Here is an 11,673-nt window from a genome sequence, read left to right on the forward strand (position 1 = left end):
AGGCTTTATTTTTTATGTGAGTGGCACAGAAACCTCATCTTTCCGCTTCCGGCCTGCATTCCCGGCCCACTTTTTGACGTTATTTGACTAGTCTATTAATAATCAATTTTATGCGCCGTTTTTCCCTTATCCTGCTTGCCTTGACGGCTGTGTTTCTGATTAGCCTGTCGGGTTTCAAACCTGCCGATGTTCCAAAACCAAACCCGGCCAAGATCAACTGGATGACGTTTAAGGAGGCCTACGAACTGAACAGGAAGGCCCCCCGCAAACTCGTCATCGACGTCTATACCGACTGGTGTGGGTGGTGCAAGGTGATGGATCAACGCACGTTCAGCCAGCCCGCTATCATCGACTACGTCAACACGCACTATTATGCCGTGAAGCTCAACGCCGAAATGAACGAAGACGTCACCATCGGTGATCACACGTTCAAAAAGCAGGGCAACGCTCACGAACTGGCTGTTTCGCTGCTGAAAGGCCAGATGGGTTACCCGACCACCGTTTTCATGAACGAAAAAATGGAAATGATTCAACCCATATCGGGTTTTCTGGAGCCGCGCACCTTCCATCAGATCATCACCTACTTTGGCGGTGATTTCCAGGCTAAAGAAAAATTCGACGATTTCAAGACCGGTACTTACGTCAAAGAATTCCAGCCCGCCATGCCCGTAGCTGGTACAGGCAAGTAAGCATACATGGGTTGATAAAACCTGACACAGGCCTAGGCAACGTAAATGAGTTTGCTCATTTTTACGTCGCTTAGGCCTGTGTCGTTCTACTCTGGTAGACTTACTTCATGAAAAAACCCGTTACGCTTCTTACACTCTGCGCCGTTAGCTTCGTGGCTGGTGCCTTTCTCAACGCCCACGACGACCCCAAGCAACCCCTTACTGCCGAAATGGCCGACGTGGCGTCGCGGCTGATGGGCCTCTCTTTCTCCCCCGCCGAGCGCGATTCCATGCTCGACAACCTGGCTGACCAACGCCGCGATTACGAAACCATCCGTACCGCCAAGCTCACCAACGACGTGGCACCTGCGCTGTATTTCAGCCCGCTGCCCACTGGCTTTCAGCTACCTCAGGGTACCGACTCGTTTCTTTCGCCCCCACCCACCGGAGTCAAACTGCCAACCAACCGCGACGATCTGGCTTTCTACACGGTGGCGGAACTGGGTGAGTTAATTCGGACAAAACAGATTTCATCGGTAGACCTGACCCAGTTTTTTCTCAACCGGCTGAAAACGTATGGACCGAAACTCTTTAACGTAATTACCCTCACCGAAGACCTTGCGCTGAAGCAGGCGCGCCGCGCCGATGCCGAAATCAAGTCCGGCCACTACCGGGGACCGCTGCACGGTATACCTTACGGCGCTAAAGATTTGCTGGCTCAAAAAGACTACAAAACAACCTGGGGGTCAGTGCCTTACAAAAACCAGTCATTTAATTACGATGCCACGGTAATCCAGCGCTTACAGTCAGCTGGGGCGGTGCTTTGCGCCAAGCTGGCCATGGGTGAACTGGCCATGGGCGATGTCTGGTTTGGCGGAAAAAGCCGCAATCCCTGGAAGCCCGAAAACGGTTCCAGCGGCTCATCAGCAGGGTCGGGCAGTGCGGTGGCGGCGGGGCTGCTGCCATTTGCCATCGGCACCGAAACCCTGGGTTCAATCGTGTCACCATCAACAATTTGTGGCGTTACGGGCCTGCGTCCTACCTATGGGCGCGTGAGTCGGCACGGGGCAATGGCCCTGTCGTGGTCGATGGACAAAATTGGCCCTATGACCCGCTCGGTGAACGATCTGGCCCTGGTGTTTCGCGCCATTCAGGGGCCGGATGGCCTCGACCCTACGGTGCTAAAAGTGCCTTTCCGGTATGCCCCAAACGTGTCGCTCAAGGGTGTGCGGGTAGGTGTGGTACAAAAGGCATTTGACGGCGATTACCCCAACAAGGCCAATGACAAAGCCACCCTCGACATGCTCACGAAACTGGGAGCCACGCTCGTACCTATTGAACTACCTGCCTTCCGCTATGGTGCCCTCACGATGATTATCGGTGTGGAAGGGGCTGCCGCCTTTGATGAGCTTACCCGCGATGGCCGCGATGATATGCTGGTTCGGCAACAGAAAAACGCCTGGCCCAATCGGTTTCGCTCGGCGCGGTTCATTCCCGCTGTTGAGTATGTGCAGGCCAACCGCATCCGTACACAGCTCATCAACCAGATGCATGACCTACTGAAAAAAGCGAACATAGACGTGTATATGTCGCCAACCTATGCGGGTGGCAACCTCACCTTAACCAACCTCACCGGCCACCCCTGCATAGTGCTTCCCAACGGATTCAACGCCGAAAAAACGCCTTCCAGCATCACTTTCAATGGACAACTGTTTGCCGAAGGGCAGCTACTGGCCATAGCCAAAGCGTATCAGGATGCCACCGACTGGCACAAGAAACATCCTAACCTGTAGGTCAAAATCTAAGGTTCAACGTCTAAAGCTGCCCCGCACTTTGTGGTTAGTGCGCGAAGTAACTTTGGACTTTAAACCTTGGACGTTGAACTACAAATCATTATTTCTTATTTTTGCACTAAATACATTCAAGACAGGGCCATAAGCCCTAAAACGGCTTTATAAAGTGGATTTATTTGAGAAACTCCGTAGGAACCTCGGCCCAATCGGCTCGTCTTCCGTAGAATTTAACGCCCATCATTACTTTGTTTTTCCGAAGCTCAGCGGCGACCTGGGGCCTTATATGACTTTCAAAGGCAAGCAGGTATTGAACTGGAGCCTGAACAACTATCTGGGCCTGGCCAACCACCCCGAAGTACGCGAAGCAGACACGCAGGGCACTGCCGACTGGGGCCTTGCCTACCCAATGGGTGCACGGATGATGTCGGGCAACAGCGACATGCATGAAGAGCTGGAGCAGCAACTGGCCGAGTTTATGGGTAAGGAAGACGCGTTCCTGCTCAACTACGGTTACCAGGGCGTCATGTCGGCCATTGAAGCACTAGTTGACCACCGCGACGTGATCGTATACGACGCAGAGTGCCACGCCTGCCTTATTGACGGCATCCGGCTGCATAAAGCCAAGATGGGCGAATATTATAAGTTCAACCACAACGACATGGCCAGCCTGGAGAAAAACCTGCAGCGGGCCACCAAGAAAGCCGCCGAAAAGAACGGTGGTATCCTGGTCATCACCGAGGGCGTTTTCGGCATGTCGGGTAAAGTGGGCAGCCTGGATCAGATTGTGGCGTTGAAGGAGAAATACAACTTCCGCCTGCTGGTTGATGACGCCCACGGTTTCGGTACCATGGGTGCCACCGGCGCGGGCGTTGGCGAAATGCTTAACTGCCAGGACGGCATTGACGTGTATTTCTCCACGTTTGCCAAGTCGATGGCCGCCATTGGTGCGTTTGTGGCCGCAGACCGCGACATCATCATGTACCTCAAATACAACATGCGTTCGCAGACCTACGCCAAGGCGCTGCCGATGCCTTATGTGGTGGGTGCCATGAAACGCCTGGAACTGATCAAGAACCACCCCGAACTTCGCGAGAAACTATGGGAAAATGTCCGGGCCTTGCAGGATGGCCTGCGCGAGCGGGGCTTCAACATCGGTGACACGCAGTCGCCGGTGACGCCGGTGCTGCTGCAGCATAATGGTGGGTTACCCGCCGCCACTGCTATGGTGCGCGACATGCGCGAAAACTACGGCGTATTCTGCTCTATTGTGCATTACCCTGTTGTCCCGAAGGAAGTGGTGATGCTCCGGATCATTCCCACGGCTGCTCACTCGCTCGACGATGTGCAGTATACGCTCAAGGTGTTCAGCGAGATCTACGCGAAACTGGTAAATGGCGACTACAATAGTGAAAACAGGCCAAATTTGGCTGAATTGGCCGAAGTAGCAGTCTCAGGCTCTGCCGCTGAGTAATCTTAGCTTCCTTTAGTTGCATTATTCGGCTATTTTTTTGACACCTCTCTTGCGATGTATGTGAGAATAGTTATATTTCGCCCAAATCCGCGTTTTTAGCGTATTTAAGCACATTTTCACACATAAACCCCAATCGTATGACACGCTTTGAGGAAGTAAAGAACCTGATTATGTCACTCGAAGGTGACTTCGACAAATTTTACGACAAAGAGAATCAGGCTGCTGGAACTCGCGTACGGAAAGGCATGCAAGACCTGAAAACCATGGCCCAGAACATTCGGTCTGAGGTGCAGGATAAAAAAAATGCCGCGGCCACAACCGGCACTGCCAAAAAGTAACTACAGGTTGTTTTCACAAAACCCACCCCGCTGAGACCAGCAGGGTGGGTTTTGTGTTTTAGGAGGCTGACTATCACGGAGAAAACAAAAGTCGACGCAAACACTGGGCTAGACTTCTCTTTAATTATCCCTACTTTTGTGTGCCTTTTTGAAAGCAGGAACTAAAACGCCGGAAACAAGACCCAATGGCTGTCTCTCAGAAGCCGCCGTTGGGTACAGGAACCTCTTTTCAGCGTCTTAGCACCCGTTTCATCCTCTCTTAGTAGCCAAACAACGCATCCGATAATACGTAACCAGCCTGAAATGGGACTTTTTAATTTCTTGACCAGCGACATTGCCATTGACTTGGGCACCGCCAATACACTCATTATTCATAAAGACCGGATTGTGGTCGACGAACCGTCGATCATCGCCATGGACAAGGTTAGCGGTAAAGTGCTGGCCATTGGACATAAAGCGATGCAGATGCACGAAAAGACCAACGAAAACATCAAAACCATTCGTCCCCTCAAAGACGGCGTAATCGCCGATTTTACAGCGGCAGAATTGATGATTCGGGGGTTGATAAAGATGATTGAGTCGGGCAACCGGCTTTTTTCTCCTTCACACCGCATGGTGATCTGCATTCCGTCGGGTATTACGGAGGTAGAAAAACGCGCCGTTAAAGACTCCGCCGAACACGCCGGAGCCAAAGAAGTATATATGGTGCACGAACCCATTGCGGCCGCTATCGGTATCGGTATTGACATCACCCAGCCCAACGGCACCATGATCGTTGACATCGGGGGTGGTACTACCGAAATCGCTGTGATTGCCTTATCGGGCATCGTTTGCGAACAGTCGATCCGCATTGCTGGTGATGTGTTCACCCGTGATATTGTAGACTACATGCGCCGTGAGCACAACCTGCTCATTGGTGAGCGCTCTGCCGAGCAGATCAAGATGGAAGTTGGTTCAGCCCTGCCTGAGCTCGACAACCCGCCCGCTGACTACGAAATTCGTGGACGTGATCTGATGACAGGTATCCCTAAAGAAATCAAGGTCACCTACAGCGAGATTGCCTACGCCCTCGACAAGTCTATTTCAAAGATCGAGGAGGCCGTGATGAAAGCCCTGGAGGTGTCGCCGCCCGAACTCTCGGCCGATATCTACACCAACGGTATTCACCTCACGGGCGGTGGTGCACTGCTGCACGGCCTCGACAAGCGGCTGGCCAGCAAGACAAAACTGCCCATTCACGTAGCCGACGACCCGCTCAAGGCCGTGGTAAAAGGCACTGGTGAGGTGATCAAGAACCTCGATCTCTATAAGTCAGTACTGATCTCGTAGGTTGTTAGAAACAAGAAGCAAGAGGTAAGAAGCAAGAAACAAGAGGTAAGAAACAAGAAGCAAGAAAAGTAACTGTGTTTTAATTCTTGTCTTTCATCTCTCGCCTCTTGTTTCTTGCTTCTTACCTCTTGCTTCCTGTTTCTTTGTCAAAGTGGAACAACTCTTTGCCTTTATTGCCCAAAGCCGCAACTTCATCCTGTTTGTGTTGCTGGAGGTGCTGTGCTTCTACTTTATCGTCAATACCAATAATTACTGGAGCGCGAGTTTTTTCAACACCTCTAACCGGTACGCCGCCCAGATGCTGGCGTGGTCGAATACAGCGCAGGAGTACACTAATTTGCGGCAGGTAAACGCCGATCTGGCTTCCGAGAATAATCAGCTTCGTCAGCAACTCACCAAACTGCAACAAGTATCGCCGGGCGCACCGACTGCCTACCGCGCCGACTCGGTCTTTGCCAACCGGTTTAAGTTTACGGTAGCCAAGGTGATCAACAATACCACCACGCTGGCCAACAACTACCTCACTATCGACAAAGGCACTGCCGACGGTCTCAGGCCAGGTATGGGTGTTATTTCACCAACGGGCATTGTCGGCAGCGTGAAATCGTGCAACGAACATTTTTCGGTAGTCACGTCTATTCTGCATTCTAAATTCTACGTGTCGGCCAGTTTGGTAAAAGCTAATGAGATTGGTACGGCGCGCTGGATGGGTGCCGACCCCACGCGCATGAGCCTGCTCGACATTCCACGCTACAAGCCCGTGGCTCTGCAGGATTCGGTGGTCACGTCTGACCACAACACCGTGTTTCCACCAGGCATTCTCATTGGGCGCGTACGCACGATCGGTGCGCAGACCAACCAACCTTTTCACGACCTGACCATCGATCTGTCGACTAACTTTGGCAACCTTTCGTTCGTCTATGTAGTCGACAATCAGTTACGCGCTCAGCAAGAGCAAGTTGAGCAGCAAGTTGACAGCGAACGGTAAGCCTGCTGTTGTTGCCCCCGCCCCATGACTCTACGCGAAATTATTTCCACCATTCTGCTTTTTGTACTCTACCTGACGCTCCAGATCCTGATCGTCAGAAACCTGGTTCTGTTCGATTATGGTTTCTGCTTTCTATACGTGGCCTGTATTCTGCTGTTGCCCAATGAGCTAAGCCAAACCGTGGTGTTGCTCATTGCCTTTGCCACGGGTGTCATCGTCGATACGTTCTACAACACGCTGGGTATGCATGCGGCTGCCACAGTGCTTATGGCCTACGTACGTCCGCTGGTGGTGCGTGTACAGATGGCTCAGCGCATTCAGGAAGCACGCGTACTGTTTACACTTCAGGAACTGGGGTTTGTCGATTTTTTCAAATACGTCCTTGTGCTGGTGTTTATTCACCACAGCGCACTGTTTCTTATTGAAGCGGGTAGCTTCAGTCTGCTTATTCCTACGTTGTTCCGGATTGGTGCCAGTGCGGTATTTACCACAATGAGCATTGTACTGATCCAATTCTTCACCCGAAATTAAGTCTGGTTATTCCGGCAAAAAGGGCTTACAACACAAACAGACCATCGTTGGTTCTGCCATTTTGGCCGATTCACGGTATTATTAAACAAAGGTTTGGTTTTTGCGGTATAGTCCTTGTCGGCGACTCCCCATTAGAACGGTTGTTGTGCTTTTCACAAATCAATCGGTAGTCGAGGCTGAACGTTTTTTAACGCCTACTTTTATGTCGACAATGCCCGAAACCATGTCAGACACCACGCCCACACGCGGATATACCGACGATCAGAAATATCAGATCTTCAATAAGGAGTTCATGCCCCACATCGACTCCATGTACAATTTCGCGTTCCGTTTGACGATGGACGAAGACGATGCCAACGACCTCGTGCAGGACACGTATCTGAAGGCTTTTCGCTTCATCTCGTCATTTGAGCAAGGAACTAACGCCAAAGCATGGCTGTTCAGAATCCTGAAGAATAGCTTCATCAACGACTATCGGAAGAAAAGTAAGGAGCCTGCAAAGGTTGATTACCAGGACGTTGAAACGACCTACAATTCCGAAGATTCAGAGACCGAACACACCGTCGACCTGCGGGCCGAGACCGTGTCTGATCTGATTGGCGATGAAGTGGCAACGGCCCTGAACTCGTTGCCGGTTGACTTCCGTACCGTCATTATTCTGTGCGACATTGAAGGCTTTACCTACGAAGAAATGGCCAAGATTCTGGACATTCCCATTGGTACTGTTCGCTCACGGTTGCACAGAGCACGTAACCTGTTGAAAGAAAAGCTGCGCGATTATGCGGCGTCAATGGGATACAACGAAAATATTGACGACTAAAGCGAACTTTTACGATACATACGTTGGTTAGACTGATAGCAACAATATCACTAATCTTGGAATAAATAAAATTTTTCCAATGCAAACGTCATTGCCAAAATCGCCGTCGGAGGTCCCGAGGAGTATGAAACACACGTGTGAGCATCAGTCCGACTGTCTGAAATTTATCCAGATGGTTCTCGATGGTGCTGCGACGGAGAAGGATCTAGACCAACTTCAACGCAATCTGGAGTCTTGCCAACCGTGCATCCAGATGTACCATCTTGAAAAAGAGGTGAAAGCATTGTTGCAAAACCGGATGGAAAAACGATGCTGCCCGGAGCAGCTGATCGAATCGATCCGAACGCGCATCGCCACATTTAGCTAAGTAGCCCTTAAACGGCACCCAATCGGGGTAAGTGAATTGGTTGAGTCATCAGCCCCTTCACTTACCCCGATTCGTTTTTGTACTTTTGACCAAAAAACAGGCTTTGAAAGGTAAACTCATCATCTTCTCGGCTCCGTCCGGTTCGGGCAAAACCACTATTGTTCACCACCTGCTGAACACCAACGCCAACCTGGGCTTTTCGATCTCAGCCTGCACCCGCGACCGTCGGGGCCGCGACGAGCAGAACGGCAAAGATTATTACTTCCTGACGCCCGAGGAGTTCAAACAGAAAATAGATGCCGATGAGTTTGTGGAATGGGAAGAAGTCTACGTAGGCGCTTTCTACGGCACCTTAAAGGCTGAAATTCAGCGACTTTGGGATTCAGGCAAACACGTACTTTTCGATGTTGATGTGCAGGGTGGACTGAAGTTGAAAGAGTACTATGGCGATCAGGCCCTGTCTGTTTTCGTGAAAGTACCCAACGAAGAAACCCTGCGCCAACGGCTGATTGGCCGGGGCACAGAAACCGAAGACAGCCTGTCGAAACGCCTGTTTAAAGTCTATTTCGAGATGTCGTTTCAGGATCGCTTCGACGTAGTGCTGGTTAATGACAAGTTGGAGGAATCACTAGTCAAAGCCCAGAAACTCATCGACGATTTTATTCAGCACGACATCGTTCCTCCCAAGGCGACTGTTATTTAAGTGTATGAACATTGGTCTCTTCTTTGGGTCGTTCAACCCTATTCACATTGGGCACCTGATCATTGCCAACACCATGGCTACAACCACTGATCTGGATCAGGTCTGGTTTGTGGTGTCACCGCAGAATCCGTTTAAAAAGACCAAGAGTCTGCTACATGAGTTTGACCGGCTCGACATGGTAGAGCGTGCCATTGCCGACAATAACCGGCTAAAAGCCACCGACATAGAGTTCTCAATGCCCAAGCCCAGCTACACGATTGATACGCTGGATCGTCTGCGTGAGAAATTTCCGCAGCACACATTTCGGTTAATTATGGGGGAAGACAATTTGGCACAGTTTGCCAACTGGAAAGAGCATGAGCGCATTTTGACAGAAACTGGGCTCTACGTATACCCCCGCCCCGTTCGTGAGCCTACAGCCACGCCCAGCCCGTTCCTGACTCATACTAACGTACGGCTGGTACAATCTCCTTTACTCGACATTTCAGCCACGTTCATCCGCGAGGCCATCCGCACCAACCGGTCTATCCGCTACATGGTGCCGGACGTGGTGGAGGAGATGATTACACGCAAAAAATTTTATTTGTAGCCCTCACGGCACCCCTGCCTGCACCCTGATTTCGGTAACGAGACCAATAGCACTAATCCGCAGGGCAATGCTTTTAGCGGTTGATTTAGCACCCGCATTGTCGCTGCACTGGGGGCCTTTTTCTACATAGTAGACGTAGTACTTTTGGTTACGATCTTCAATCTGATTCACATCAGGCCGACCCAGGTATTTGCCCAGATCGTTGACGTGCATGCCTTTAAGCTGATCTTTAACCTGCTGAAAGTTGGCTAGTTGCTGCTGCCTGTCTCCTTTACAACCGCCCCGGTCGTCGCGCCACGCTTTCAGGTTTAAGGCACCCAGGGTGTCGGGTCCGGCACAACCCAAGCAAAGCAGCAGACTCAACAAAATAATTTCTCTACGTAGCATTCGACAGATGGTATATAAGTGTAGCAAAGCCGTTGAGTTAGTCAACCCATTTACAGGCCTCTAGGGTTAAACAATGTAGGCACCCCGCGACCAAACTGGGTATTATGCCGCCGTACTGCTTTCGTCGCATTGATGAGTGAAGCCAGATTGAATGTAGCCCCAAGGCCAATTCCGGCCAGGCTAGTGACTCCCGATGCAACTAATAATGGTTTAGGGTCGTCACGCTGATACGTCTGTCCATAAGCCACCGTGAGAGGTAATGCTGCAAGTCGAGTACTTGAATAGATAAAGACTACCAAAGGAACGACTGTAGCAATGTTGGTAAAGAGTGCTCTTCGGCTCTGTCGGTGCGCGCGTTTGGCGGGTATACTGACCAGCGAATCGGGCGAGTCCAGCAGCGGAAAATTCCGATCTGTGAGGCGATAATTACCTGACTTAAAGGCGTATTTAGACACGCTCATGAGCGAAAAAACATATTCGGCGGGTCCTTGCCTGGCAGCGAATTCTTGCGCAGCACCCAAGTAATCGACTGTGTCTGTAGGCACCCCGAGCGAATCGGCTTGTTGCGCCAACACGGGCACAGCCATTATCAGGAAACAGCAGGAGTAGACATAGTGCTTCATAGACTCGTTTGTTTCCTTGCTGACCCCTTATTGCACCTGTTCGTTGTAAATGGCTTGCAACAGCGTTTGTCCCACCGCCTTCAGTGTGTTTTTGTCGATGTTGCGCATGTCATCTTCAGCGGTGTGCCAGTCGGGGAAGAAGCTGCCCGTGACGGTGCTAAGGTGAATGATGTCGACGGTGGGGATCTTGGCAATCAGGTTGGGGGCCATGTGATCGTCGGTGATGGGGCCGCCGTTTAGTTCGGGGAAGTATTGGCCATAGCCCAACCGGCTGGCGGTGCTCCAGAGCGTTTGCACTACGCTGGGGGCATACTGCATAGAATAACCTTCCCGCAGGAACGTGGCTCCTTTAGCACCAACCATGTCGAGCAGTACGCCGTAATAAGCCGTGTAGCCCGGTTTGTGCGGATTTTTGGCCCAATGCCGCGAACCTAAGCAAAAGCCAATGTAGTCGAACTGGCCACTAGCCGCTTCGGTATCACCCACAGCTTTGTCGCCGTCACCCCAGTCTTCGGCATCGAAAAAGATCAGGTCAACACCTACAGCGGGTTTGGTTTTAGCCTGCTGAATGGTCCGGGCCATTTCGAGCAACACCGCCACGCCACTGGCTCCATCGTTGGCGGCGGGCACGGGTTTCTTCACATTGGCCGGAATGCTGTCATGGTCGGAGAAGCGGCGCGAATCCCAGTGCGATGAGAAGAAGATACGCTTGGTGGCCCTGGGGTTGATAACGCCGATGATATTACGTCCTTTTACCGTGATGCCGTCCCAGCCTTTCACCGTGAAAGGCTGCTCAATTATCTCTACCCCATACGATTTCAGCTTAGCCACGATATAGTCGCCCCCCCGTTCGTGGGCGGGGGTGTTGGGTACCCGCGGGCCAAAGGCCAGTTGCTGTTCAATACTCTTGTAGGCTGAATCGCCCGAAAAAGCAGGTGCGGCCATCATAGCTGGCTCGGACGAGGTAGATTCCGTTGATTTTTTGCCGCTGTCGCCGCAGGCGAAGATGGTAGCAGCCAAAGCAGCAGCAAGGATGTATTTGGTCATATCATGATTGTCAATGAAT

General features: G+C 51.4%; 13 protein-coding genes. 10 read left to right on the forward strand and 3 right to left on the reverse strand.

Translation table 11 applies throughout. The annotated features are described in order from the left end of the window. The first annotated feature begins 110 nt into the window (after window positions 1-110). The 10 genes from J2I47_RS09155 to nadD all read left to right on the forward strand — a co-directional run bounded on the left by J2I47_RS09155 (window position 111) and on the right by nadD (window position 9,597). A complete protein-coding gene (locus J2I47_RS09155) occupies window positions 111-689 on the forward strand; it encodes a thioredoxin family protein (protein WP_207364257.1) in 579 nt (192 codons plus the stop codon). 107 nt (window positions 690-796) lie between these two features. Next, a complete protein-coding gene (locus tag J2I47_RS09160; RefSeq protein WP_207364258.1) occupies window positions 797-2,461 on the forward strand; it encodes an amidase in 1,665 nt (554 codons plus the stop codon). 166 nt (window positions 2,462-2,627) lie between these two features. Beyond that, on the forward strand, window positions 2,628-3,932 hold the full coding sequence (locus J2I47_RS09165) for an aminotransferase class I/II-fold pyridoxal phosphate-dependent enzyme (RefSeq protein ID WP_207364259.1): 1,305 nt from the start codon (window positions 2,628-2,630) through the stop codon (window positions 3,930-3,932). 137 nt (window positions 3,933-4,069) lie between these two features. Beyond that, window positions 4,070-4,270 (forward strand): BF3379 family histone-like protein, encoded by a 201-nt coding sequence (locus J2I47_RS09170; protein ID WP_207364260.1) that lies wholly within the window; start codon window positions 4,070-4,072, stop codon window positions 4,268-4,270. Window positions 4,271-4,573: 303 nt separating this feature from the next. After that, window positions 4,574-5,599 (forward strand): rod shape-determining protein, encoded by a 1,026-nt coding sequence (locus J2I47_RS09175; protein ID WP_085411377.1) that lies wholly within the window; start codon window positions 4,574-4,576, stop codon window positions 5,597-5,599. Window positions 5,600-5,750: 151 nt separating this feature from the next. After that, entirely contained in the window at window positions 5,751-6,587 is an 837-nt protein-coding gene (gene mreC, locus J2I47_RS09180; protein ID WP_207364261.1) for a rod shape-determining protein MreC, read from the forward strand. 24 nt (window positions 6,588-6,611) lie between these two features. Beyond that, window positions 6,612-7,118: a hypothetical protein gene (locus tag J2I47_RS09185; protein WP_207364262.1), complete on the forward strand. Its 507-nt coding sequence runs from the start codon at window positions 6,612-6,614 to the stop codon at window positions 7,116-7,118. 202 nt (window positions 7,119-7,320) lie between these two features. Next, window positions 7,321-7,938, forward strand: a complete 618-nt coding sequence (locus J2I47_RS09190) for a sigma-70 family RNA polymerase sigma factor (RefSeq protein ID WP_207336441.1) — start codon at window positions 7,321-7,323, stop codon at window positions 7,936-7,938. A gap of 470 nt (window positions 7,939-8,408) precedes the next feature. Continuing rightward, window positions 8,409-9,008: a guanylate kinase gene (gene gmk, locus J2I47_RS09200; protein WP_207364307.1), complete on the forward strand. Its 600-nt coding sequence runs from the start codon at window positions 8,409-8,411 to the stop codon at window positions 9,006-9,008. A gap of 4 nt (window positions 9,009-9,012) precedes the next feature. Next, window positions 9,013-9,597 (forward strand): nicotinate (nicotinamide) nucleotide adenylyltransferase, encoded by a 585-nt coding sequence (nadD, locus tag J2I47_RS09205; protein ID WP_207364263.1) that lies wholly within the window; start codon window positions 9,013-9,015, stop codon window positions 9,595-9,597. Between the two features lie 3 nt (window positions 9,598-9,600). On the opposite strand, the gene J2I47_RS09210 is transcribed toward nadD, so the two are convergent. The 3 genes from J2I47_RS09210 to J2I47_RS09220 are packed head-to-tail and all read right to left on the reverse strand — an operon-like array spanning window position 9,601 to window position 11,654. Next, entirely contained in the window at window positions 9,601-9,984 is a 384-nt protein-coding gene (locus J2I47_RS09210; RefSeq protein WP_207364264.1) for a hypothetical protein, read from the reverse strand. A 50-nt stretch (window positions 9,985-10,034) separates the two neighbouring features. Further along, window positions 10,035-10,607, reverse strand: a complete 573-nt coding sequence (locus J2I47_RS09215) for a hypothetical protein (RefSeq protein WP_207364265.1) — start codon at window positions 10,605-10,607, stop codon at window positions 10,035-10,037. A 27-nt stretch (window positions 10,608-10,634) separates the two neighbouring features. After that, the gene (locus J2I47_RS09220) at window positions 10,635-11,654 is read right to left on the reverse strand and encodes a M28 family peptidase (protein WP_207364266.1); all 1,020 of its coding nucleotides are present in this window, start codon (window positions 11,652-11,654) and stop codon (window positions 10,635-10,637) included. Window positions 11,655-11,673 lie beyond the last annotated feature (19 nt).

Source organism: Fibrella rubiginis, assembly GCF_017353185.1.
GTDB lineage: Bacteria > Bacteroidota > Bacteroidia > Cytophagales > Spirosomataceae > Fibrella > Fibrella rubiginis.